At 65.3% G+C, this 24,726-nt stretch carries 22 protein-coding genes; 8 read left to right on the top strand and 14 right to left on the bottom strand.

Annotated features, from left to right (window positions below; all coding sequences use genetic code 11):
* Window positions 1-312 precede the first annotated feature (312 nt).
* Window positions 313-966 (top strand): hypothetical protein, encoded by a 654-nt coding sequence (locus BKY26_RS20045; protein WP_131541868.1) that lies wholly within the window; start codon window positions 313-315, stop codon window positions 964-966.
* Window positions 967-1,166: 200 nt separating this feature from the next.
* On the opposite strand, the gene hutU is transcribed toward BKY26_RS20045, so the two are convergent.
* The 4 genes from hutU to hutI are packed head-to-tail and all read right to left on the bottom strand — an operon-like array spanning window position 1,167 to window position 6,330.
* Window positions 1,167-2,831: a urocanate hydratase gene (gene hutU, locus BKY26_RS13350; RefSeq protein ID WP_071690883.1), complete on the bottom strand. Its 1,665-nt coding sequence runs from the start codon at window positions 2,829-2,831 to the stop codon at window positions 1,167-1,169.
* A gap of 3 nt (window positions 2,832-2,834) precedes the next feature.
* Window positions 2,835-3,629, bottom strand: a complete 795-nt coding sequence (hutG, locus tag BKY26_RS13355; RefSeq protein WP_071690884.1) for an N-formylglutamate deformylase — start codon at window positions 3,627-3,629, stop codon at window positions 2,835-2,837.
* Entirely contained in the window at window positions 3,626-5,152 is a 1,527-nt protein-coding gene (hutH, locus tag BKY26_RS13360) for a histidine ammonia-lyase (RefSeq protein WP_071690885.1), read from the bottom strand. Before hutH ends, hutG begins: the two co-directional genes overlap by 4 nt.
* Window positions 5,149-6,330 carry an imidazolonepropionase gene (gene hutI / locus BKY26_RS13365; protein ID WP_071690886.1) on the bottom strand — a complete coding sequence of 394 codons (1,182 nt, stop codon included), beginning with the start codon at window positions 6,328-6,330 and terminating at the stop codon, window positions 5,149-5,151. The genes hutH and hutI overlap by 4 nt, the downstream gene beginning before the upstream one ends.
* A 79-nt stretch (window positions 6,331-6,409) precedes the next feature.
* On the opposite strand from hutI, the gene BKY26_RS13370 reads away from it, so the two are divergent.
* The 5 genes from BKY26_RS13370 to BKY26_RS13390 all read left to right on the top strand — a co-directional run bounded on the left by BKY26_RS13370 (window position 6,410) and on the right by BKY26_RS13390 (window position 11,877).
* The gene (locus tag BKY26_RS13370; RefSeq protein ID WP_071690887.1) at window positions 6,410-7,771 is read left to right on the top strand and encodes a formimidoylglutamate deiminase; all 1,362 of its coding nucleotides are present in this window, start codon (window positions 6,410-6,412) and stop codon (window positions 7,769-7,771) included.
* The gene (locus BKY26_RS13375) at window positions 7,768-8,469 is read left to right on the top strand and encodes a histidine utilization transcriptional repressor HutC (protein WP_071690888.1); all 702 of its coding nucleotides are present in this window, start codon (window positions 7,768-7,770) and stop codon (window positions 8,467-8,469) included. The genes BKY26_RS13370 and BKY26_RS13375 overlap by 4 nt, the downstream gene beginning before the upstream one ends.
* Before the next feature lie 69 nt (window positions 8,470-8,538).
* Window positions 8,539-10,236, top strand: coding sequence for a hypothetical protein (locus tag BKY26_RS13380; RefSeq protein ID WP_071690889.1), 1,698 nt, complete (start codon window positions 8,539-8,541; stop codon window positions 10,234-10,236).
* Window positions 10,233-10,856: a DUF3726 domain-containing protein gene (locus BKY26_RS13385; protein ID WP_071690890.1), complete on the top strand. Its 624-nt coding sequence runs from the start codon at window positions 10,233-10,235 to the stop codon at window positions 10,854-10,856. Before BKY26_RS13380 ends, BKY26_RS13385 begins: the two co-directional genes overlap by 4 nt.
* Before the next feature lie 10 nt (window positions 10,857-10,866).
* Window positions 10,867-11,877 carry an Ldh family oxidoreductase gene (locus tag BKY26_RS13390; RefSeq protein ID WP_071690891.1) on the top strand — a complete coding sequence of 337 codons (1,011 nt, stop codon included), beginning with the start codon at window positions 10,867-10,869 and terminating at the stop codon, window positions 11,875-11,877.
* Between the two features lie 78 nt (window positions 11,878-11,955).
* Here BKY26_RS13390 and hpaD read toward each other — a convergent pair whose 3' ends face one another.
* From hpaD to BKY26_RS13430, 8 genes are all read right to left on the bottom strand, one after another.
* Complete coding sequence (hpaD, locus tag BKY26_RS13395; protein ID WP_071690892.1) at window positions 11,956-12,810, bottom strand: 3,4-dihydroxyphenylacetate 2,3-dioxygenase; 855 nt, start codon at window positions 12,808-12,810, stop codon at window positions 11,956-11,958.
* Window positions 12,811-12,826: 16 nt separating this feature from the next.
* Complete coding sequence (gene hpaE, locus BKY26_RS13400) at window positions 12,827-14,338, bottom strand: 5-carboxymethyl-2-hydroxymuconate semialdehyde dehydrogenase (RefSeq protein WP_071690893.1); 1,512 nt, start codon at window positions 14,336-14,338, stop codon at window positions 12,827-12,829.
* Complete coding sequence (locus BKY26_RS13405; protein WP_071690894.1) at window positions 14,335-14,727, bottom strand: 5-carboxymethyl-2-hydroxymuconate Delta-isomerase; 393 nt, start codon at window positions 14,725-14,727, stop codon at window positions 14,335-14,337. The genes hpaE and BKY26_RS13405 overlap by 4 nt, the downstream gene beginning before the upstream one ends.
* 162 nt (window positions 14,728-14,889) lie before the next feature.
* Complete coding sequence (locus tag BKY26_RS13410; protein ID WP_071690895.1) at window positions 14,890-16,116, bottom strand: Tm-1-like ATP-binding domain-containing protein; 1,227 nt, start codon at window positions 16,114-16,116, stop codon at window positions 14,890-14,892.
* Between the two features lie 10 nt (window positions 16,117-16,126).
* Window positions 16,127-17,611, bottom strand: a complete 1,485-nt coding sequence (locus BKY26_RS13415) for an aldehyde dehydrogenase family protein (protein ID WP_071690896.1) — start codon at window positions 17,609-17,611, stop codon at window positions 16,127-16,129.
* Window positions 17,612-17,621: 10 nt separating this feature from the next.
* Complete coding sequence (locus BKY26_RS13420; protein ID WP_071690897.1) at window positions 17,622-19,139, bottom strand: tripartite tricarboxylate transporter permease; 1,518 nt, start codon at window positions 19,137-19,139, stop codon at window positions 17,622-17,624.
* Window positions 19,140-19,148: 9 nt separating this feature from the next.
* Window positions 19,149-19,661, bottom strand: a complete 513-nt coding sequence (locus tag BKY26_RS13425) for a tripartite tricarboxylate transporter TctB family protein (RefSeq protein ID WP_245764455.1) — start codon at window positions 19,659-19,661, stop codon at window positions 19,149-19,151.
* A gap of 94 nt (window positions 19,662-19,755) precedes the next feature.
* On the bottom strand, window positions 19,756-20,697 hold the full coding sequence (locus BKY26_RS13430) for a tripartite tricarboxylate transporter substrate-binding protein (RefSeq protein WP_071690899.1): 942 nt from the start codon (window positions 20,695-20,697) through the stop codon (window positions 19,756-19,758).
* Window positions 20,698-20,819: 122 nt separating this feature from the next.
* Between BKY26_RS13430 and BKY26_RS13435 the strand changes: the two genes are divergently transcribed.
* Window positions 20,820-21,614: an IclR family transcriptional regulator gene (locus tag BKY26_RS13435; RefSeq protein ID WP_071690900.1), complete on the top strand. Its 795-nt coding sequence runs from the start codon at window positions 20,820-20,822 to the stop codon at window positions 21,612-21,614.
* On the top strand, window positions 21,611-22,960 hold the full coding sequence (locus BKY26_RS13440) for an aspartate aminotransferase family protein (protein ID WP_071690901.1): 1,350 nt from the start codon (window positions 21,611-21,613) through the stop codon (window positions 22,958-22,960). Before BKY26_RS13435 ends, BKY26_RS13440 begins: the two co-directional genes overlap by 4 nt.
* A gap of 187 nt (window positions 22,961-23,147) precedes the next feature.
* On the opposite strand, the gene hpaR is transcribed toward BKY26_RS13440, so the two are convergent.
* Complete coding sequence (hpaR, locus tag BKY26_RS13445; RefSeq protein WP_071690902.1) at window positions 23,148-23,603, bottom strand: homoprotocatechuate degradation operon regulator HpaR; 456 nt, start codon at window positions 23,601-23,603, stop codon at window positions 23,148-23,150.
* 46 nt (window positions 23,604-23,649) lie between these two features.
* On the bottom strand, window positions 23,650-24,588 hold the full coding sequence (locus BKY26_RS13450; protein WP_071690903.1) for an aminotransferase class IV: 939 nt from the start codon (window positions 24,586-24,588) through the stop codon (window positions 23,650-23,652).
* Between the last annotated feature and the right edge of the window lie 138 nt (window positions 24,589-24,726).

Raw genomic sequence — 24,726 nt, forward strand, 5'->3', positions numbered from 1 at the left:
GGCGGATCATCAGAGAGCGGGGGAGGAGCGGATATTGATGATGAAACAGGGCCAGCAGGACCGCGCCGACCATTTCCCGGTCAGCCTGTCGCGGAACTGTCGGACCCTCTCCAGCATCGCATCTGCCTTTCACTGCCCCTCACGCTGACAGGCTTTGCGCGACCTGCCAAGGGGAAATGGGTGTTGGGAGTGGCTTGAGGGGCAAAGTCTTTGAGGGCTTGAGGTCGGCTTTGAGGTGCGAAGTGACCCTTTTCACTGACGCGCTAAGCGACCGCTTTTCATAACAGATCTGATGCCTTATATGCTCTAATTATGGCAAACCGTGATGATTTTAGAGCACCCGTAATAAGAACAATTGCGCAACGCGCAGGTTACCGATGTTCAAATCAAACCTGTTTACGTCCGACCATTGGTCCGGACGGTGCTAGTGATAGCACAAGTATTGGCGTTGCCGCACACATTACGGCCGCTGCCGAAAGGGGGCCACGGTACGATCCCACTTTAACACCAGATGAACGAACTGCTGCCGAAAATGGAATTTGGCTATGTCAAACCTGTAGCAGATTGGTGGACGCGGATATTGCCAGTCACTCCGCTGAACTGCTGAGAGAGTGGAAAACCATGGCGGAGATGCGCGCGTATCTTGGCATTCGCGGCTTCTCAATTGTCGTGTCCCGCAGCTACAAAAAGCTTGAAGAAAAAATGCCACATCTTGTGGCGGAGATGCGGAACGATATTGTAAAGGATCCGTTTATCCGAGAATTCATAGTCATGTCTAAGAAGTGGTCCTACAATGGCGACCCTGAGAACCCCATTTTCACATATTATTTTGAAACTCACGAGAGCTTGAGGCCAAAGTTAAAGGTGATGCAAAACTACGACGCGATCATAGAGACCACCTACAACAATGTTGATCGCTTTGAGTTTACCGAAGAATTTGCTGAATACCTTCTCATGCCTGTATAGATGCTTTACTCAAGTTTGAAACTCTATCCGACCTGAATGCGCGATATATCCCACTTCCTAATTACTGATTGCATTATTGCGCCACAAGAAGCTAGCGAGGTGGACTCAATGCAGCCATCACTTTCCAACCCGCAGCACCCTTCCCCTGCACCCCGACCTGCCAAGCGGCTGGCCCCTCTCTATCGAGGGGCCGCACCCGATCACAAAATCCCCGGCAGGTCCAACCCATGCTCCCGCGCGCAGTCGAGGGCGATGTCGTAGCCCGCATCGGCGTGGCGCATCACGCCTGTCGCCGGGTCGTTCCACAACACGCGCTCAAGCCGCCGGTCGGCGTCTTCCGTCCCGTCGCAGCAGATCACCATGCCCGAATGCTGGCTGAACCCCATGCCGACGCCGCCGCCGTGGTGCAGGCTGACCCAGGTGGCCCCTGACGCCGTGTTCAGAAGCGCGTTCAGGAGCGGCCAGTCGGATACCGCATCCGAGCCGTCCTTCATCGCCTCGGTTTCCCGGTTGGGCGAGGCGACGGAACCGCTGTCCAGATGGTCCCGCCCGATCACCACGGGGGCCTTCAGCTCTCCGTTCCGCACCATCTCGTTGAAGGCGAGCCCCAGCTTGTGGCGCACGCCAAGCCCGACCCAGCAGATCCGCGCGGGCAGGCCCTGAAACGCGATCCGCTCCTTCGCCATGTCGAGCCAGTTGTGCAGGTGCAGGTCGTCGACCAGTTCCTTCACCTTGGCGTCGGTCTTGTAGATATCCTCCGGGTCGCCCGACAGTGCACACCAGCGGAACGGCCCGATCCCCCGGCAAAAGAGGGGCCGGATATAGGCGGGCACGAATCCCGGGAAGGCGAAGGCGTTTTCCAGCCCCTCCTCCAACGCGACCTGCCGGATGTTGTTGCCGTAATCGAGCGTCGGGACGCCCGCGTTCCAGAAATCGACCATGGCGGCCACATGCACCTTCATGCTGGCCCGCGCGGCGCGTTCCACGGCCTTCGGGTCGCTCTCCTGCTTGTCGCGCCATTCGGCCACGGTCCAGCCCTGCGGCAGGTAGCCGTGGATGGGATCGTGGGCAGAGGTCTGGTCGGTCACGATATCGGGATGGACCCCGCGCTTGACCAGTTCCGGGAAGACATCGGCGGCATTGCCGATGAGCCCCACGGATTTCGCCTCGCCCGCCTTGGTCCAGCGGTCGATCATGGCCAAGGCGTCATCCAGCGAATGGGTGATCTCATCCACATAGCGGGTGCGCTTGCGAAACTCGGCGCGGGTCTCGTCGCATTCCACCGCCAAACAGCAGGCCCCAGCCATGACGGCGGCCAGGGGCTGCGCGCCGCCCATGCCGCCAAGCCCGCCGGTCAGGATCCAGCGGCCTTTCAGGTCGCCGCCGTAGTGCTGGCGGCCCGCTTCCATGAAGGTCTCATAGGTGCCCTGAACGATCCCCTGTGAGCCGATATAGATCCACGACCCGGCGGTCATCTGGCCGTACATGGCCAGCCCGCGCTTATCGAGCTCGTTGAAATGGTCCCATGTCGCCCAATGGGGTACCAGGTTCGAGTTGGCGATCAGAACCCGCGGCGCGTCTTTGTGGGTGCGGAAGACGCCCACGGGTTTGCCCGACTGCACCAGCAGGGTCTGGTCGTCCTCCAGATCCTTCAGGCTGGCGACGATCGTGTCGAAATCGGTCCACGTCCGAGCCGCACGCCCGATGCCGCCATAAACCACCAGCTCATGCGGGTTCTCGGCCACATCCGGGTGCAGGTTGTTCATCAGCATCCGCATCGGCGCCTCAGTGAGCCAGCTTTTCGCTGTGATCTTGGTGCCCGTGGCGGGGAAGACGTCGCGGATATTGTGACGGGGATCGGTCATGGGTCAGCCCTTCAGCTTGGGGGCCAGATCGGCCAGGGTTGTGAGGATTTGGCCCAGGTGCGGGCGCAGGCGGTCGGCCTTGTCGGGCGCGTAGGCCCAACCGGCGGTCTCGTCGACAAGATGCGTCGACTGCGCCAGTTCCATCTGGATGGCGTGAAAGCCTTCATTGGGGCAGCCAAAGTGGCGGGTCGTCCAGCCGCCCTTGAAACGGCCGTTCAGAACGTGGGTGTAGCCACTTGCCCCGGCACAGATGCCCAGAACGGCGGCCTCGATCCCAGGCGCGCAGGTGGTGCCGCCATTCGTGCCGATATTGAAATCCGGCAGGAGCCCCTTGAAGAGATGCGGGATGACGGACCGGATCGAGTGGCAGTCATAGAGGATCGCGACGCCGTGGATGGCCCGCACCCTCTCCATCTCGGCCTGCAAGGCCGCGTGATAGGGGGAGTGGAAGGCGGCCCTGCGGGCCGCGACCTCGGCGTCGCGCGGCGGATCGGCCCAGATCGGCGCACCGTCGAAATCCGTGAGCGGCACCAGCCCGGTGGTGTTCTGGCCGGGATAGAGGCTCGCGCCGGAGGGATCGCGGTTCGCATCCACAACGTAGCGGTGGAAGGTCGCCCGAACGGTAGTGACACCGGGCAAAAGCCCGTCGTAGAGCCGTTCGATATGCCAATCCGTATCCGACAGCTCCCGCCCCCGCGCATTCAGCCTTGCTTGGATGTCGTCAGGCACGAAGGTGCCGGTATGGGGCAGGCCCAGAATGACCGGCCCGTCCCCCTGCACAACTTCAACCGGGGTCATTCCGCGCCCTCCAGTTCCGGCAGGTCCAGCCCGTCGCAAAGCGCGCCAGAGGCGACCAGATCGCCCGCTGCTTCCAGATCGGGGGCGAGGTAGCGGTCTTCCTTGATCGTCGCCACCCGCGCCCGCAGACGGGCCAGCACCCCTTGCAGCGCCTCACTGGTCATCAGCGGCGCGCGGAATTCCACGCCTTGCGCTGCGCACATCGCTTCGACCCCAAGGATGCGCGAGAGGTTCGCATTCATCCGCTGAAGCCTGCGCGCGCCATGGGCGGCCATGCTGACATGGTCCTCCTGATTGGCGCTTGTCGGGGTGGAGTCCGTCGAACAGGGGTTCGCCAGATGCTTGTTTTCGCTCATCAACGCCGCCGTCGTGACCTCGGCGATCATGAGGCCGGAGTTCAGCCCCGGCGCGGGCGTCAGGAAGGGTGGCAGGTCGAAAGACAGCGTCGGATCGACCATCAGCGCCACGCGGCGTTGCGCGATGGCCCCGATTTCAGAGAGCGCAATGGCGATCATGTCGGCGGCAAACCCCACCGGTTCCGCATGGAAATTCCCGCCCGAGACGATCCGTCCCTCGCCAAGCAGCACCAGCGGGTTGTCGGTCACCGCATTGGCCTCGATCCTGAGCGTCCCGGCGGCCATGCGCAGCATGTCGAGCGCGGCGCCCGTCACCTGCGGCTGGCAGCGGATGCAGTAAGGGTCCTGCACGCGGCTGTCGCCCTCGCGGTGGCTTTCGCGGATTTCGGAGCCTTCCATCAGCGCCCGCATTGCGGCGGCCACCTCTATCTGGCCGGGCTGACCGCGCAGGGCGTGGATCTCGGCCAAAAGCGGCGCGGTGGAGCCCATGATCGCGTCGGTCGAAAGGGACGAAACCGTAATCGCCGCCCGCAAATTGGCCCATGCGGTGAAGAGGCCCACCAAGGCGCAAGCGGTGGAAAACTGCGTGCCGTTGATCAGCGCCAGACCCTCCTTGGGGCCGAAACTCACCGGCTCCAGCCCCGCGCGCGCCAGCGCCTCGCCGCCGGGCAGGGTCTGACCGTCAAACACCGCCTCGCCCTCGCCCATCATCGCCAGCGCCATATGGGCCAGCGGTGCAAGGTCGCCCGAGGCCCCGACCGAGCCCTGTTCGGGGATCACCGGGGTGACGCCCTTGGCAAGCATCCCTTCGATCAGCCGCACCGTGGCAGGCGCCACGCCCGAGGCCCCTCGGCCCAAGGATAGCAGCTTCAGCGCCATCATCAGCCGCGCGGTGTCCTCCTCCAGCGGTTTTCCGACCCCGCAGGCATGGCTGCGGATGAGGTTCCGTTGCAGCGCCGCCGTATCCCCGGCCGCGATCTTGATCGAGGCCAGTTTGCCGAAGCCGGTATTGATCCCGTAAACCGGGTCTTCCCCGGCAGCAGCCTTCTGCACCTCGGCATGGGCGGCCTCGATACCCGGATAGGCGGCAGGATCCAGCGCCGGGGTCGCCCCGCGCCACACGGCCTCCAACTGCCTCAGCGTTGCCGCGCCCGGGGTCAGGATCATGCTACGACCTCCCCGCCGACCCAACGTTCCGCCAGCGGGTTGAAACCGAAGCGATAGGCCAGTTCCGCCGGTTGTTTCACATCCCAGACCACCAGATCCGCGCGATTGCCTGCTGCGATCTGCCCGCAATCGTCAAGCCCAAGCGCCTTGGCCGCGTTCACCGTCACCCCCCTCAGCGCCTCCTCCGGCGTCAGGCGGAACAGGGTACAGCCCATGTTGACAGCCAGCAGGAGCGAGAACATCGGCGACGATCCGGGGTTCGCATCGGTGGCCAGCGCCATCGGCACGCCATGGGCGCGGAAGGCGTCCACCGGGGGCATCTGCGTTTCATGCAGCGTATAGAACGCGCCGGGCAGCAGGACCGCAACGGTCCCCGCATCGGCCATCGCCCGCGCGTCAGCCTCGGTCGCGTATTCCACGTGATCCGACGACAGCCCGCCATAACGCGCCACCAGCTCCGTTCCGCCCAGATGCGAGAGCTGTTCGGCATGCAGCTTCACCGGCAGGCCCAGCGCCTTGGCGACCTCGAACACCCGTTCGATCTGCGCGGGCGTGAAGGCGATCCCCTCGCAGAAGCCATCGACCGCATCGACCAGCCCTTCCGCATGGGCCTGATGGAGGGCGGGGATGCAGACCTCGTCGATATAGGCATCTGCATCAGCCCCCGGCGGCACCGCGTGGGCGGCGAGGAAGCTGGTGATGATCCTGAGCGGACGATGTTGTTCCAAAGCCCGCGCCGCGCGAAGCATGTTGAGCTCAGCCTCGATGGTCAGCCCGTAGCCCGATTTCACTTCGACCACGGCCACGCCCTCGGACAGCAGAGCATCCAGACGCGGCAGCGCCAGCGCGACTAGGTCGTCTACGCTCGCCGCACGGGTGGCGGTGACCGTGGACAGGATGCCCCCGCCTTCCCGCGCGATCTGCTCGTAGCTTGCGCCTTCCAGCCGCAATTCGAACTCCCGCGCGCGGTCGCCTGCGTGAACCAGATGCGTGTGGCAGTCGATCAGCGCGGGCGTGATCAGCCGCCCGCCCATGTCGCGCGCCTCGGCCTCCGGCGCCTCTGACCGAGGCCCGACCCAGGCCACCCGGTCGCCCTCCAGCAACACCGCCCCGTCGGGGATCAGCCCATAGGGCACGCCCTCGCCCATCGTGGCCACCGTCGCGTTCACCAGAAGCATGATCGACTCATTTCGCTTGATTAATCCCTGCCAGACAGCATTATGTATGCACATATTCGAGTCAAGCAGGGATTTGACCATGGAACATGTCTGGGCCGAAACCGCGCTGACCCCCGATGGCTGGCAGCAAAGCGTGCTGGTCACGCTGGACGCGGGCCGCATCGCCAGCGTCACGGCCGACGCCCCGCCGCAGGGCACGCGGGTGGGGTGCCTGCTGCCCGCGCCCGCCAACGCCCATTCCCACGCCTTCCAGCGCGCCATGGCCGGGCTGACCGAGCGTCGCGGCCCCGACCCGAGCGATACGTTCTGGACCTGGCGACAGCTGATGTTCCGCTTCCTGGACCGGATCACACCCGAGCAGGTTCAGGCCATCGCAGCCTTCGTGCAAATGGAGATGCTGGAGGCGGGCTATGCCACCAATGTGGAATTCCACTACCTCCATCACCAGCCCGGCGGCGTGCCCTATGCGCGGCTCTCAGAACTCAGCGACCGGATCGCGGCGGCGGCGGATCTCTCGGGGATCGGGCTGACCCTGCTGCCGGCCTTCTACCAGACCGGCGGGCTGGACGGGCGGGGGCTGACCTCCGGCCAGCAACGCTTCGGCAACGACGCGGAGCGCTATGCCCGGTTGGCCGAGGAGGCCAGAGCGCGCATCGCGACTGGCCCCGCCGACTGGGGCTTCGGGATCGCGCCTCATTCGCTGCGCGCAGCGCCAGCCGGGGCGCTCGCCGAGGTTGTCGGGTTGGCACCGGAAGGGCCGATCCATATGCATCTGGCAGAACAAAAGGCCGAGGTGGAGGAGGTGCTGGCCGCGACCGGCAAGCGGCCTGTGGAGTGGGTGCTTGATACGCTCGCCCCGGACCACCGCTGGCATTTCATCCACTGCACCCAGATGGAACCGCATGAAACCGAGGGCCTCGCCCGGTCCGGCGCAACCGCCGTTCTTTGCCCCCTGACCGAAGCGAGCCTTGGGGACGGCATTTTCGACGGCATCCGCTGGATGGGTGCGGGCGGGCGCATTGCCGTTGGCTCCGACAGCAATATCCGCATCAGCCTGGCCGAGGAACTGCGCCAACTCGATACCAGCCAGCGCCTGCGCGACCATTCCCGCGCCGCGCTGGCAACACCCGCGTCTTCCACCGGGCGCAGGTTGTTCGACGCGGTCAATCAGGGTGGCGCGGGTTCGGCAGGGCGGCAAACGGGCGCGCTTGCTGCTGGCAACTGGGCCGATATGCTGGCGCTCGACACGACCCACCCGGACCTTGAGGAAATGACCGGCGACACCATCCTCGACAGCTACATCTTCGCAGGTGATGACCGCATGGTGCGCGACGTCTGGTCCGCGGGTCGCCACATGGTGCACGAGGGCCGCCATATCCACCGCGATACCATCGAAGCCGCCTACCGGGTGGCGGTCAAAGAGCTTCGGGCCGCCCCATGAGCGACACCAACACATGGCAGGGCGTGCAGGACGAGGTCCGCCGCCGCATCCGCGCCCGCCAATGGAAGCCGGGCGACCTGATCCCGAACGAGGCCGACCTCGCCACCGAATTCGGCTGTGCACGGACCACGGTGAACCGGGCGCTTCGGGAACTGGCCGGGGCGGGACTTGTGGAACGCCGCCGCAAATCGGGGACGCGCGTGGCGCTGCACCCGGTCGGCAAGGCGGTCATCGAGATCCCGGTCATCCGGCAGGAGATCGAAGCGGGCGGCCAGCGCTACGGCTATGGCCTTCTGACCCACGGCACCGCCCGCCCCCCCGCGCGCGTGGCCTATGCGCTCGGTCTTGGCGACGCCGCCCGCACCCTGCATCTCTCCGCCATTCACCTGGCCGACGGCGCGCCCTATGTTCTGGAAGATCGCTGGATCAACCTTGCCGCCGTGCCTCAGGCGGAACACCATGATTTCAGCCGCAAAAGCGCCAATGAATGGCTGCTGGAAACGGTCCCGGTCGCACGCGGCGAACTGGCGATCTCGGCACAGCCCTGCGGCCCGGACGAGGCCCGCGCGCTGGATGTCACCGAGGGCACGCCCCTTCTGACACTGGAACGCAGCACATGGGGCCTTGACGCGCCGGTGACATTTGTCAGGCTCTGGCACATGCCCGGACACCGGATCGTGTCGCCTATTGCCGGTTGAGCGTCGGATTGCGGGTTTGACCTCGGCCCGCGTGCCGGACATGCTGCGCCGGGGTGGGAGGAACGCGCGATGAGCGGTCACGCAACAGACACGGACATCAAAGAGGCTGCCCTGCGCCCGCCGGAACAGGTGATGCGGCTGGCGCGTCTTGGGTCGTTGCACCAATGCAGGCTCAGCTTCATGCGTCAACTGACCCGCAGGCTGGCCCGCGAAGACTGGCAGTTCACGCGAAGGGCATTCGAGGTGGATGACAATGGCGTGGGCCATGCCGTCTACACCGCCACCGGGCCGGAGCGGAGCTATTCCCTGATCGCCTTTGCCCATGACCTGCCGGACCACCTGCGGTCCGACCGGGTGATTGCCGAAGCCTGGGACGCGACATTCGCTCTGTTTGACGGGGTGCCGGACCGCGCCGATATCGCCCGGCTGTCCCGAAATGTGCCGATGCAGGAAGCAGGTCGCATAAGTGAAAGCGAGTTGTCGCTTTCCCGAGCCAATCGGTCTGTCCGCCTGTGGACACATGTGGTGGATCGGCTCTCTCAGGGCCAGCAACCCGACCCGCAGACGATCGCGGAAGTGGGCTATCTGATGCGCACGACGGCCGTATACGGCTCCGGCAAATTCGGCGCGGCCGACCGCGACGTGATTGCCGAGCGTCCCGAGATGGCTGCCCCGTTTCAGGCGGAAATGCTGTCGGTCTACCTGACCCGCTGGTTCGTGCGGGACATGGTGGAGCATATGGCCCGGGTGCAGGGCGGCGAGAATGCCGTGGCGCTGGACCCCGCCCTTGCGCGCCGCCTTGGCATCGGCAATTCCACCGGGCTCGGCATGGCGCCGTTTCTCGTCAATCACCCGATGCTGGTGAACAACTGGATCCTGGTGCGCGAAACGGCGCTGGCAAGGGTACGCGCCCTGCCCTCCGCCACGCCCGATGCCGTAGCACTGTTCCGTGACCTTCTAAGCCGCAGCGTCGCCGCGATTGAAACCTGGCGAACCGAACATCCGATTCAACTGGCGAGACTTGCGGACCTTCGGGCCGATCTGTCACGCCTGCTGCCGCATGTCTCGGACGGGCTCGACACCGATCATCCTTGGGACAAGCTCCATGCATGGGCCGAAGGCAATCTGTCCTTTGAGGGGCAGGAATTTCTGGTCTCGCTGATGCTGGAACCCTATGGCGACATCATCGACGGGCTAGGCCCCTGCATGGCTGCCGTGGAACAGGCCGGGTTCCGCATTGATGGCTCCATGCCCCTGCATCAGGTCAAGGCCCTGATCGAACAGCAGTTTCCCTGGGCCCTGGAAACGGACTGGACCGCCCCGGAGGCCACCGCGCGGGCCTGGTACGTGTCGGAAGAAAAGCTCGAACCCCGGCTCGGGCAGCGACACGAGGAGCCGATTGCGCCCTATGAACAACCCCTTGCACCGGGGCGCGATGCGGCCTTCTTGCACGCTGATCTCGGCGACTGGCCCGGTGACACCCTGCTGGCCGCCTTCCTTCTGAAGCATCCCGAACATCGCCACAGCGCCCGTCGTGTCCAGATCGCCGCCAAAGCCCCCTATGGAGAGATCCGCGACAACACCATCGGGGCAGATATGCTGCCCATCGACATGCTGCGCGCCAAGCTGTCCTTTTTCGGCGCAACCAGCTTCGATCCCCGGCCCGACCGCTGGATCCGCATCACCATGTTCGCGGGCGCGCCATACCCGCCCGAGCTGACCGGGGACAACGCGGATTTCTGGGTGTATCCAGAGTCAGACATATGAGCCTGTCCCTAAACGAAACCGAGAGCCTCGCCAAGACGGCGGCAAGGGGCGCGGGGCTGAGCTGGGGCATGGCCGAGGAGGCCGCGAAGGCCACCCGGTGGCTCTGTGCGCGCGGCATTGACGCCTGTGATCCGCTGGTCGCGCTGCTTTTCCGCCATGATGAGGAAGGCCATGCGCAAGCCGGGCCGGAGCGGCTGGACGGCACATGGCGGGGGGCCGAGGGATGGCTTTGCCCGATCGCCTGCGGGGCTGTGCTTGCCGATCTCGGACCGGCTGCCCCGATGCCGCTGACCCTGACGCGCGTGGCCCTGCCGGTCTTCCTGTTGCCCTTCGCAGCGACGCTTGCGAAAGACCTGGGCCAATCGGTAACCCTGTCCTGGGACGGCGGCCACGCGGCTACCGATGGCGATGCCGTATCGCTGGACACCCCGCCGCCCCTGTCGGACGTGACCCTGACGCTCGGCGGTCCGATCCCGGCCCGGTCCCCCCACAAGACACGCGCCGAGACCGACCAGATGATCCTGGTCTCGCTCGGCATCTACGCCGCCCGCACCCGCGCGCCCGCGACCGAGGCCTCGCGCCTTGCCGGGGCCGGGGCGGGCCTGACAGACAATGATTGAGGAGAGAGAGATGTCAGACACCCGCACCATGACCCTGGACGAGATCGAGGATCTCTCATTCCGCGCCCTGGTGGCCGCCGGCACCAGCCCCGAGAATGCCCGCCCGCTGGCCATCGCCACCGCCGCGACCGAGGCCGACGGGGTGGCGAGCCACGGCCTCGCCTATATCCCGATCTACGCGGAACATGTGCAATGCGGAAAGGTGGATGGGCAGGCCAAACCCGTCATGGACATCCCCCGCCCCGGCGTCATCACCGTGGATGCCGCCACCGGCTTTGCCCATTCCGCCATCGACATGGGCTTTGGCGAGTTGATCCCGCTGGCCCGCGAACAGGGCATCGCGGCGCTCGCCATCCGCAACAGCTACAATTGCGGTGTTCTGGGCTATCATACGACCCGGCTAGCCGAGGCCGGGCTGGTCGGTTTGGGCTTTACCAATGCGCCCGCGTCGATTGCGCCTTCGGGCGGGTCGAAACCGGTTGTCGGCACCAACCCGTTCTCTCTCGCCGTGCCGGGGCCGGATGGTCAGCCCGCCATCATGATCGACCAGTCGGCCAGCACCATCGCGAAAAGCGAGGTCATGAAACACGCGCGCGAGGGCAAACCGATCCCGGAAGGATGGGCATTGGATGCAGAGGGCAACCCGACCACTGACCCCGAGGTCGGGCTGAAAGGGTCCATGGCACCGTCAGGCGGCTACAAGGGGGTTGGCGTGGCGCTGCTGGTGGAAACCATGGCGGCGGCGCTGGCGGGCGCGACGCTTGGCAAGGATGCCTCGCCCTTTTCCGGCACCGCGGGCGGACCGCCCAAGACCGGCCAGTTCTTCATTGCCATCGACCCCGGAGCAACCTCGGGTGGGGCATTCGCTGACCGGATCAGCGCCCTCACCGATGCCATCCACGCGCAGGACGGCGCTCGCCTGCCCGGGGATGGACGCAAATCCAAACGGATCAAGGCGGCGGCAGAGGGTGTTGCGGTCAGCACGGCGACATTGGCGCGGATTGAAGCTCTGTTGGGATGACACCTAAGCTGGAAAACTCTTCCAGAAAATTCTGTTTCACGGCCTGCGAAGGATTTTCTGGAAAATCCTTCTTGGCGGTCAGCCTACGGGAAAGATCACATTGGTCTGACCGGTGCCGGAGCTTGGGAAGTACTCCGTCACCACCTCGCAGGGCTTGTCATAGCTGTCCCAGCCAAGCGCCCCGTAGAGCATGGCCGTGTCATGCATGGACCCCTCGCCGCAGCAGAATTGCGCATAGTCCGGCAGCATCTTCAGGAAAGTCGCGTGATCGCCCTGCTGCCACATGTCCAGCACATGCAGATCCATCTGCCGGTTGAACTCGGAGCTAATGGTAAAGGTGCCGTTATTGGCGGCATAGTCTTTGTTCGCCCAGATCTTGTGGCTGAGCGACCCTGACGCGACCAGCAACACCCGGCTGTCGGACGCTTCCACCGCTGCGCGAATTGCCTCGCCCACAACGCGGCTTTCCTGATGGTCGTGCACCGTGCACCAGGCCGCGACCGAGACCACTTTCATCTCGTGCTCCCGGCTCATGAAACGCATGGGCACAAGCGTACCGTATTCCAGTTCCAGGCTGTCGAGGTGATGGGCCAGTGTATGGACGCCACGCGCCGTGGCCTCCGCCGCAATCGCATCGCCAAGCGCCGGGTTGCCGTCATAGCCATAGGGCAGGTTTTGGATGAACTGCGGAAACTCGTTCGAGGTGAAGAGCCCCTCGAACCGGCTGTTGGCATTGATGTGGAACCCGGCGTTTATCACCCAATGGGTGTCGCAGATCACCACCGTGTCTGCCCCCAGCGCCTTTGCACGGCGGGCAATTTCTCGGTGCCCGTCGATGGCCGCCTTCCGCTTGCCCTTCACCGGTCCCTCCTGCTCGGACATGAGCATGGTGGGCACATGGGTCATCTTGGCGGCAAGAACGATCTCTCCCATCTCTTTCCTCCCCCTCTCACGCGCCGAGGCGCGGAATGTGATGCTGGCCGGTGGCGAGGCCGATATGTTTCTGTTCCATGTAGAATTCGAAGCTCCAGTCCCCGCCATCGCGCCCGATGCCGCTGGCCTTGACGCCGCCGAAGGGTGTCGGCAGGTGGCGGACGTTTTCAGAGTTTACCCAGATCATCCCAGCCTCCAGCCTGTCGGTAATACGCAATGCGCGGGTCAGGTCGTTGGTCCAGACATAGCCCGTCAGTCCATAGGGAATGTCATTGGCGATCTGCATTGCCTCATCTTCATCCTTGAACCGGATCGCGGTCAGCACGGGGCCGAAGATTTCCTCCTGCGCGATGGCCATGTCATTGCTGGCCCCGGTGAAGAGAGTCGGTTGAACGAACCAGCCCAGATCGCCCGCCCGCCTGCCGCCAACGGCGATCTCGGCCCCCTCGGCGCGGGCCTTGTCGAAATAGGAACAGACTTTGTCGAAATGGGTCTTGTGGATAAGCGGCCCCACTTCGGTGGCGGGATCGAGCGGGTTGCCAACTCGGATGTTTCTCACCCGCGCGGCCAGCTTTTCAAGGAAGCCATCGGCCACGCTGTCCTGAATAAGCAGCCGCGAGGACGATGTGCAGCGCTCGCCATTCAACGAATAGATCATGAAAATCGCCGCATCGAGCGCGCGGTCCAGATCGGCATCCTCGAAGACCATCACCGGGTTCTTGCCCCCCAGTTCGAAATGCACGCGCTTGAGGGTCTCGGCCCCCTGTTTCATGATCATCGAGCCGGTTCTGGATTCCCCCACGAAGGCGATGGCCTTGATATCGGGGTGTTCGGTCAGGGCCTTGCCCGCATCCTCGCCAAAGCCGTTCACCAGGTTCCACACGCCCGGCGGCAGCCCCGACTCTTCGGCGATCTCCATCAGGATGCGCGCGGTTACCGGGCTGAATTCCGCGGGCTTGTGCACCACGGTGCAGCCCGCCGCCAGCGCCGGCGCGATCTTCCAGGTGGAGAGCATAAAGGGCGTGTTCCACGGCGTGATCACCCCCACGGGGCCGATGGGCACGCGGGTCGTTATGTTCATCAGCGTGGGCGAGGGCAGCGCCTGCCCGTCGCGGGCCGAGAGCGCGCGGTCGGCGAAGAAGCGGAAGTTCTCGGCGCCGCGAAGGGCCGCCTTCGACATGAAGCGATAGGCTTGGCCCGTGTCCCAGCATTCACAGAGCGCGATTTCCTCGGCCCGTGCGACGATGCCGTCGGCGATCCGGTGCAGGATGGCCTTGCGTTCGGTTGCGGGCAGGTCGCGCCAGGCGGGATAGGCCGCCTTGGCGGCGCGTGCCGCAACGTCCACATCCTCCGCCCCCGACCGCGCCACACGGCAGATGAAGCTTTCATCCACCGGCGAATGGTTGTCGAATGTCGCGCCCGAGACGGCAGGCCGCGCTTCGCCCCCGATCTGGTTCAGAACGCCCGTGTCGCGGAACCGGGCAAGGTAGCCGTCCAGCTTGGCCTGGTGGGTGGCAAGGTCGGTCATGGCAGCTCCTTCGGCAGATGGTCGCGGATCGTGCCCGTCTTGGGGCTGAGATCGGGGTCGATGTCGCGCATCTCGAAGGAAAGCGCGATGGAATGCCGTGCCATGGCCGGGGCAAGGAAGGCCTCGGCGGCGGCGAAGATATGGGCGGTGGCGGCGCGCTTGGCCTCGTCGGAACGGCCGCCGCGCAGGCGCAGGCTGATGTCGACATAGCCGTGCTGCGGATCGCCATCGGCGATGCTGACATGGGTGGCGCGGATGGCGCGCACGCGGATACCGGGCATCGGCAGGATACCGGTGTCGATGGCGGCCCGCCGCAGCACATCGCACAGCGCGACCATGTCAGCGCGCTCCTCCATGTTGGGCGAATACTCGACGATGATATGGGGCACCGGGGCTCCTCCTAATTTACTTGCTTTGTTAAGCAAATGCATGAAGGGAGTCAAGCCCGATCTTTTGCGCTCCCTCTGATCCGGGCGGGAAGCGGTTTCGAAACCGCTTAAACAAGGGCCTTCGAAGGCCCTTCCCCCGCCAGGATCAAACCGCGCATCACGTCAGGCCAGGCCGCGCGCCCGCCAATCATCGAAGATCTCAAGCGCCCTTGCCGCAAAGGCCGCATCATTGATATGGGCGTCGATCTCTTCCAGCCGCACATTGGCGGGGCAGCTTGCGCGCATCTCGTCGCAGAACGCGGTCAGTCCCTCTGGGTTGTGCAGGTCCGCACCCGGTCGGTCCCATTCGCCGCAGCCACCTAGGGGCAACAGCAGCACGGTTTCGCCCCTGGCCTCCGCCAGCGCCCGGCCATGCGCGCGGGCGACCGCGCGCACCCCGTCGGCGTCCAGCACCACCGAGGTGATGAGCCGGTTATGCGCATGGCTCGGCAGATCGGCCCATGTCTCGGGGATGCCGCGCCATCCGGCCAGATCCACCAGGTCATAGCAGCCGGTCGAGACCAGCTGCGGAATGCCCGCCTTGCCAGCATTTGTCAGCCGGTCGGCCCCCGCCGTCACGTCCGAGCCATGGGTGTCGTTGCCCAGCTCCTGCGTGCAGAAATCGAAGACGGCAGCAAAAGCGCCTTGCGCGGCGAGCGATTCAAACGCCCGCCCGCCCATGCCGGTCGCATGAAACACGGCGACCTCGTATCCGCGCGCCTCTAGCTCGGGCTTCAGGTAGACCATGTATCGCAGCGCCGACTTGCCAAGGCTCGTCATGCCGATGAGCGGCTTCGACCGGTCCGGTGCCTCCACCGCCCGCGCCGCCCCCAGAACCGCGCCCGCCGCCTGGCTGAGCGACGACTTGCAGACCGAATTCAGCCCGTAAAGCCCCCCGGCCCAGAGGATCATCTGGATATCGGCGGGCAGGCGGTCGGCCGGGATGAGGGTGGAGAAAGCCACGGTCGAGACGATGTATTTCGGCACCCCAAGCGGCAACGCGCTGCACAGGTCAAGGGCCAGGTCCGTGCCCATGGAGCCGCCCAGAACCACAACCCCGTCGAACCGCCCCTCGGCCCAGGCCCGCGCCGCCAGTGCCGCCGACCCGCGCGCCATGATCTGCATGGCGGTATTTTCATCACCCGAGGCAATGGCCGCGTCGATGCTGGACCCGCCCGCCTTGGCCACGTCATGCTTGGAGATATCGGTGGGTTGCGAGGGATCGCCCAGAACCGAGACGTCCATGGTCAGCACCCCGCCCCCCTGCGCGCGAATGCGCTCGGCCATGTAGAGCAGCTCGTCGTCCTTGGTGTCGTAGGTGCCCACCACCAGAATGGTCTTGTCCGCCATATCTCCCCGCTCACAGCTGGATCCACGCCGTTTTCAGGTTTTCATATTTCGCCAGCGCATGCAGCGACTTGTCGCTTCCATTGCCGGACTGGCCCACGCCGCCAAGGGGCACGGTCAGGTCCGACCCGCCATAGGTGTTCACATGCACCACGCCCGCGCGGACGGCCCGGATCATCCGGTGCGCGCGGGACAGATCGCGCGTCCAGACGCCAGAGGACAGGCCATAGTCGGTTCCGTTTGCCAGCCGCACGGCCTCGCCTTCCGTCCTGAAGGGTGTCACCGCCAGAACCGGGCCGAAGACCTCGTTCTGCGCCAGCCGCGTGTCGGGCGCGACCCCGGCCATGACCGTTGGGGCCATGTAGGTGCCGCCGGTGTCCGTCAGGATACGCCCACCGCCGGTCAGCCTTTGCGCGCCCTCCGCCTCGGCCTCGTCCACGAAGTGCAGGTTCTGCGCCAGTTGCCGTTCCGAATGCACCGCGCCGATCTGGGTTTCCAGCGACAGCGGATCGCCCACCCGGAACGCCTCCGCCGCCGCGACCAGCGCCGCGACAAAGTCGTCATGGATGCTCTCCTCCACCAGCAGGCGCGAGGCCGCCACGCAGACCTGCCCCGCATTGCGGAAGATGCCCGCCGCCGAGACCTTGGCCGCAAGCGCCAGATCCGGCGCATCGGCAAAGACCACATTGGGCGACTTGCCCCCTAACTCCAGATAGCAGCGCTTGAGGTTGGACCGCGCGGCATACTCCAACAGCCGCCGCCCCGTCGCGCCCGATCCGGTGAAGGCCAGCACGTCGATGCCCATGGAAAGCCCCATGGCCTCGCCCACCACCGGGCCCTCGCCCGTCACCACGTTCAGCACGCCCGGCGGCAGCCCCGCCTCCAGCGCCAGCGCCGCGATGCGCAAGAGCGTGAGCGAGGCGGTTTCCGCTGGTTTCAACACCACGGAATTGCCCGCCGCCAGGGCAGGCGCCAGTTTCCACGCCCCGATCATCAGCGGGAAGTTCCACGGCACGATGGCACCGACCACGCCCACCGGCTCGCGGTGAACGAGGCCCAGAACGCTGTCCGCCGTCGGCGCTATCTCGCCATATTGCTTGTCGATGGCCTCGGCGTAATAGCGGATCGTGGCCGCCGCCGACCCGGCCTCGGCCTTGTAGGCCATGGAAATCTCGGTCCCGTTCTCGCGCACACCCATCACCGCCAGTGCCAGCGCCTCGGCCTCGATCAGTTCGGCCCATTTCAGCAGGACCTTCTTGCGCGCGGCAGGGGGTTGGCGCGACCAGCATCCGTCCTCGAACGCCTCGCGCGCACCCGCCACGGCCCGCGCCACATCCGCGCCCGTGCCCTTGGCCAGCGTCGTCAGCACACGCCCGTCGATGGGGGAGGTCGTCTCCATCAAACCCCCGTCCGAGGCGGGCACCACCTGCCCCCCGATCAGATGCCCCTGCGGCCCAATAACCTCTGCGCGCAGCGCGTCGATACTGGCTTGATCCATCTCTTGCCCCTTACCGCATCTGCGAGTCGTGAATGTCGTGGTCGGGATCTTCCACCCGCGCCCGGTGTTCCTTCACCAGCGTGCGGACATGCAGCCCGATGACCAGCAGGATCGCGCAAAAGAGGATGAAGGCAATTGGCCGGTCGATCATGTCCCAAGGCGTGCGCACGCGGGCCATGGCGCTGCGCAGCTTCACCTCCATGATGCCGCCCAAGACCATGCCCAGGATGATCGGCACCACCGGCAGGTTGAGCCGCTTCAGGATCAGCCCTAGCACCCCAAAAGCACTGGCAATCGCGCAATCGGTGAAGGAGTTTCGCAAGCTGTAGACCCCTACGAAGCTCAGTGTCAGGATGACCACGCCAAGAAACCGCGTCGGCACCTGGATGATCTTGGTCAGCAGGTTGGTGGAAAACATCAGGAAGCCAAGCACGATGACGTTCAGCAGCAGCATGACGATGTAAAGCGCCACCACGAAATCCATGTCGTTCTGGAAGAGCCCCGGCCCCGGCACCACGTTGTGCACGTAAAAGACCGACAGCATCATCGCGGTGAGCGCCTCGCCGGGAATGCCTAGCGCCAACAGTGGGATCATGGCCGCACCCGGCACCGCGTTGTTAGCGGCTTCCGAGGCAATCAGCCCCTCGGGGCTGCCCTTGCCGAACTCTTCGGGCGTCTTCGACGTGCGCCGCGCGTAGGTGTAGCTCAGGAACTGCGCGGTGAACTCGCCCACGCCGGGGATCATCCCCATAAGGACGCCGAAGCCGGAGGACACCGTCGCCACCCGCTTGAAGCGGAAAAGCTCCTTCAGGCCGGAAAAGAGGCTCCCCTCCACCCGCTGCGCTTTCGGCGCGTCGTCCTTGTCGACCAGCAGCATGAAGGCCTGCGAAATGGCGAAAAGCCCCAGCACCACGACGATCAGATCAAAGCCCGAGGCCAGCCAGCTCTGATCGAAGGCATACCGGCGGGAATAGCGGACCGGCTCCAGCCCCACGGAATTGAGGAAGATACCGAAACTGGCCAGCATTCCGGCGGCAAAGACCTGTCCCCGATGCGCCAGCACGACAAGGATGATGCCCAGAAGCGCGGCCAGGAAAATCTCGCGGCTGCCGAACATGGGCGCGATCCAGGCCAGCACGGGCGACAAAAGGATCAGGCACAGGATCGACAGGATGCCCCCGAAGAAGGACGCCGAATAGGCCAGGCTCAGCGCCCGCCGCGCCTGCCCCTTTTGCGTCATCGGGTAGCCGTCATAGGTGGTCAGCGCGTTCACCGCCGTGCCCGGCGTGTTGATCAGAATGGCCGGGATCGCGCCGCCATACATGGACGAGCCATAGATGCCCAGAAGCACCGTCAGCCCCACGATGGGATCGAAGCTGAAGGTCGCGGGCAGCAGGATGGCAATGGCCACCGCCGCGCCGACGCCGGGAATGGCGCCGATGATGACGCCCCCGATGGAGCCCACCAGAAGGGCCAGAAGCACGTCGAGCCGGGCGAGCGTGTCGAGGCTGGAAAGGAAAAGGTCCATCACCGGGCCTCAGAAATAGGTCAGCATGAAGGTGGAGAGGCCATCTGGCAGCAGATGATAGAGCTGCCCGCCCGGCAGGCGCACCTGAAGGAAGGTTCGGAACAGCAGCACGATGGCCAACCCGGTCGCCATGGCGGCACCGATCATGCGTAGCTCGCGATAGCCCATGCGGATGGTCAGCACGCCCATGAAAAGAAGCGTCGCAAGAAGGTAGCCCACCCACGGCACCAGCCAGACATAGGCCAGGAACCAGCCCACGAATTCCAGTGATCTAATCCAGGTCACGACCTCGGGCCAGCGGCCCGGAATGCGGTCAGAGGCAACGGAACTGAGGAAGTGAAGCGCGCCAAAGCCGGCCATGCCGAAGACACCCACGGCAGGCCAGAACCGGGGCTGCGCGAACAGCTGCTGGCCGTTGGCCCAGATCGTCTGGTTCTGCAACTGGCTGGCCAGCCACAAGGCAAAGAGCAGAAAGATGGTGGCGAAGACGAGATCCCCCGGTCGACGATACCGCCTGAACATCTGCTGCAGGGTTTCAAACCGCCCCATCCGCGCGCCCCAATTTTGTTCCAACAAAATTGCGGATCGGCCCGGAGAGGCCGATCCATTACATCGCTCAGTCGAGCATGCCCGAAATCGTGCCGAGCGTCTCGATATCAGCCTGAATCTGGGCGGTCGCGCTTTCGGCATCCTGCCAGTAGACCAGCGCGCCGGTTTCCTCCGCCAGCGCCTGCGCCCGCTCGCTCATAACCGTGGCCTGCGCCACTTCCGCGATCCGGTCGCGCACCTCCTGCGGGGTGTCCCGATGCACGAACAGCCCGTTCCACAGCGCAACGTTCAGCGAGGGGTCAAGCTCCGCCACCGTGGGCGCGTCGGGCGTCAGGCTGATCCGCTCTGCCCCGATCGAGGCCAGCACATTGACGCTGTCCAGACAGGGCAGGATCAGTTGCAGCGTGGTGTTGATCACATCCGCATCGCCCGAGGCCAGCGTGTTGCAATCCAGCGCGTCGAAGGCCGCGTCCGAGGCGAAGCCGAAGCCCTGCGAGGCGGCCAGCGCCATGGTCACCCGCGTCGGCACCAGTGGCGCGCCGAAATGGCCAAGCGTCACGTCATTGTCCTGCGCATGGGCGGCCAGCTCTTCCATGGTGGAATAGGGCGCATCGGCGCCTGCTGCGATCACGAAAGGATAGGTCAGGAAAATGCCGATGGGTTCGAACGGATCGGGGCTAAGCTCCGGGATGCCCAGGTTCGGCCCCACGGTCGGGATCGCGATAATGAAGGACCCGATGGTGTAGCCATCCGCCGGCGCTGTCGCCACGGAAATCGCGCCGGGGAAGGGGCCGCCCCCGCCGCCCGGCCGGTTCACCACCGCCGCAGGCACGCCGTAAGCCTCCTGGAAATCCTCCGCGATCATCCGTGTCAGCACGTCCTCCAGGTCACCCGGCGGCCAAGGGACCACGAATTCCACCGGGCGTTCGGGGTAATCCGCCGCCGCCAGCCCGCCAAGGGCCACCGTCGCCAGCGCCGCCGCGCAGACGGTCTTGAGCATTGTCTTCATGTTGCACTCCCTGATGTATTGGTTCATTATTCAAACCATTGGTTTAAAAACAGCTTGCATTGTGAACCAATCCCCGTCAATCCTTTTCGCAAACCGAAGCCCCGACGCCGCAGGGAGACCCCATGTCCACGATCGCAAAGGCGATGGAATTGCTGGAATTTTTCTCGCTCGACCGCCCCGAGATCGGTCTGAGCGACTTCCACCGACTCGCCCGGCGCGACAAGGCGACGACCTTCCGCCACCTCTCGGCGCTCGAATCGGCGGGGCTTCTGGAACAGAACCCGGCCACCCGCGCCTACCGCATCGGCCCTGCCGTCCTGCGCCTTGCCCATATGCGCGAGGTGACGCTGCCGCGCCGCGCGGGCCTGCGCGTGGCCCTGCCCCGGCTGGCCGAGGCCACGGGCGAAACCGCGCACGCCTCGCTGCTCGATGCGAGCGGGCTGACCACGCTCGCCCATCACGAGGCCCCGCAACATTCAGCCCGCGTGGTGCTCCATGAGTCACGCCTGCCTTTGCATGCCACTGCCTCGGGCATCGCCGCGCTGGCCTTCGGGGACGAAGACCTCATGAAGCGCGCGCTTGCTGCCATGCCCGCCTATACCGACACAACCGCCCGCAGCCCCGAAGACCTGCAAGCCGCCGTGGCCCGCGCCCGCGCCAGCGGGATCGCCATCTCGAACCAGACCTTCGAGACCGGCGTCACCGGCTTCGCCGCACCGCTTTTCGACAGTACCGGCATCGCCGGGGCCGTGGCCGTGGCGGCCGTGTCCTCGCGCGTCACGCCGGAGTTGCAGACCCTCATCCTCACAGAACTCATGAACGCAGCCCGGACCATCAGCGCCAACTGGGGCGGCACCATCCCGCCTGCGCTGGCTGCCGCATGGGCCGCCCAAGCCGGACCGGAGACCGCGCCATGAAAGACTCGAACTTCCTCAAGGAAATGAACGCCCGCCGCATGTGGCACCCCATGGCGCACCCCGCAGACAGCCTGGCCCACCCGCCGCGCATCATCACCGGGGCCGAGGGCGTGCGCATCCGCGATATCGACGGGCATGAAACCATCGACGCCGTGGGCGGCTTGTGGAACGTGAACCTCGGCTTCTCCTGCCAGCCGGTGAAGGACGCCATCGCCCGGCAGTTGGATGTGCTGCCCTATTATTCCACCTTCCGGGGCACCTCGAACGACGCGGCGATTGAGCTGTCCGTGATGCTGGCCGATTTCTTCGCCCCCGACGGGCTGTCCCGCGCCTTCTTCACCTCGGGCGGATCGGACAGCGTGGAAACCGCCCTGCGCCTCGCGCGGCAATATCACAAAGTCAGGGGCGAGCCCGGCCGCACCAAATTCCTCAGCCTCAAGAAGGGCTATCACGGCACCCATTTCGGCGGTGCCTCCGTGAATGGCAACGCCAATTTCCGCACCCAGTACGAACCGCTCCTGCCCGGCTGCGTCCACATCCCGGCCCCCTACCCCTACCGCAACCCGTTCGGGGAAACCGACCCCGCGCGCCTCGCCGCCCTCTGCGCGTCCGCGCTGGAGGACGAGATCGCCTTCCAGGGCGCGGGCACCATCGCCGCCTTCATCATGGAACCGATCCTCGGCGCGGGCGGCGTCATCGTTCCACACGAAAGCTTCATGCCGATGGTGCGCGAGATCTGCACACGCAACGGCATCCTGCTCATCGCAGATGAGGTCATCACGGCCTTCGGGCGCACCGGCGACTGGTCCGGCAGCCGCCACTGGGGCGTGCAGCCCGACATGATGTGCACCGCCAAGGCGATCACCAACGGCTATTTCCCCTTCGGCGCGGTGATGCTGTCCGACAAGGTCGCCGAGGTCTTCGAAAGCGATGAAACCGGCGCCGCCGCCATCGGCCATGGCTACACCTATTCCGGCCACCCCGTCGGCGCGGCGGCAGCCATCGCCTGCCTGAACGAGACGATCCGCCTCGATGTCCCCGAAAACGCCGCCGCCCGCGGCGCGCAGCTCTTCGCGGGGGTTCAGCGGCTCATGGACCGCCACGAGATGATCGGCGACGTGCGCGGCGGCCACGGGCTCATGACCGCGATCGAAGTTGTCTCGGACCGCGCCACCAAGGCCCCCGACAAGACCATGCCCGCGAAGGTGCAGGAGGTCGCCTATGCCCACGGCGCCATGGTCCGCGTCTCGGGGCCCAACATCATCATGTCCCCGCCGCTCATCCTCTCCGAAGCAGACGTCGACACGATCCTTGCCGCCCTCGACGCGGGCTTCCGGTCGCTCTGAGTGTCTTCTTCTTTGCCCAAATACCCCCGCCGGAGGCATCCTGCAGGAGAGACTGGCACCGCCCCTCCCCCAAGGCACAGCCCTCCCGGATATCCCGTGGCAACGCGGGCCGACGATCCCTCCCGCAAGGGAGGGTGAGGAGGCCCGCTCCCGGGTCGGTGCCGCAGGCGGCGAAACCGCTTTCGGGTCAGCCCTCCAGCCCGTGCAGCTCTTCCAGAAGGTCCAGCAACTCCTCCATCCGCTCCGCCCCGTAGCGCGCGGTCAGCGCGGCAAAGAGCGCCTCGGCCTCCGGCAAGTGGGTCCGGATCAGCCCGCGGCCCTTGTCGGTCACGCTGACAATGGATTTACGCCGGTCCGCCCTGTCCGCCTCGCGCGACAGCAGGCCCTCGCTCTCCATCGTCTTCAGGATCCGCGTCAGGCTCGACAGAAGAAGGCAGGCCCGCGCCGCCAGCGCGGTCTGTTCCATCGGGCCTTCCTCGTCCAGCACCCGCAGCACGCGCCATTTCTGCTCATTGATGCCGCTTTGCGCCAGCATCTCGCGGATCGGGCCCATCACGGTTTCGCGCGCGCGCAGCAAGGCAATTGGCAGCGATCGGCTTGTCCGGCGGATTTCGGGGCGATTTGAACGGTCAGAGCTTGTCATGGGTCCAGTTACCCCGGTTTACCCCAAAGGCTCAAGCCGCATGACGTCACAGGGCAACGCCCTTGCGCTCGGCCACATGCGCCGCGATGGCCGCCTTGTAGAGCCCCCTGATGCGCGCCGTCACCGGCCTTTCGCCAGACCCTATAGGCTTTCCATCAATCGAGGCCACAGGCGTCTGCGCCCCGAATGTGCCGGTCAGAAAGGCCTCCTCCGCGCCATAGGCCTCGTAAAGCGAGTAGTTCTTCTCGCGCACCGGGATGCCATTGGCCCGGCACAGTTCGATGACTTTCTGACGCGTCACCCCGTTCATGCAATAATCACCCGTCGAGGTCCAAACCTCGCCTTTCCTGACGATGAAGAAATTGCACGCATTGGTGGTGTTCACGAAACCATGCGGGTCGAGCATCAGCGCCTCGTCCGCCCCGGCCGCTTCGGCCTGAAGGCAAGCAATGACGCAATTCAGCTTGGAATGACTGTTGAACTTGGCGTCCTGGCTGTGCGGCAACCCCCTGACCTGCGGCACGGTCGCCAGGCGAATGCCCGCCGACTGCAGCCGGTTCACTGGTTTCGAATGCTCCATGATGATGACCAGCGTCGGCCCCGACCGGCTGAGCGAGGGATGCTGGAACGGCTTCACCTTCACCCCACGGGTCAGCATCAGCCGACAATGCACATCGGAGGTCATCCCGTTCGCTTCCGCCGTCAGACGCAGAGCCTCCGCAATCCCGGCCCGATCCATGCCGGGATCAAGGCTGACCGCCTTGCAGCTGTCAAAAAAGCGATCCATGTGCTCGTCGAAGAAGGCCCAGACCCCATCGTAGAGCCGCATCCCCTCCCACATGCCATCCCCCAGCATGAAGCCGGAATCATAGACCGAGACCTTGGCCTCATCCCGATGCACGATCTCTCCATTCACATAGATCCGGATATCGCGATTGCGGATATCCTCTTCCGCGTCATGGGTGGTTGCATGGTTGTCGCTCATTCTGGTCTCGCCCCTGGTCTTCTGGCATGGTGTCGCCATAGGGGGGTGGCTCGCCCGGATTGGCAAGCCTGATTCAGGTTCGGCGTGCAGTTCCGGTTTGAACCGGATCGCCAAACACCGCCCTTGGGCGTCGTGTAA

It is taken from the genome of Nioella sediminis (genome assembly GCF_001879695.1).
Taxonomy (GTDB): domain Bacteria; phylum Pseudomonadota; class Alphaproteobacteria; order Rhodobacterales; family Rhodobacteraceae; genus Nioella; species Nioella sediminis.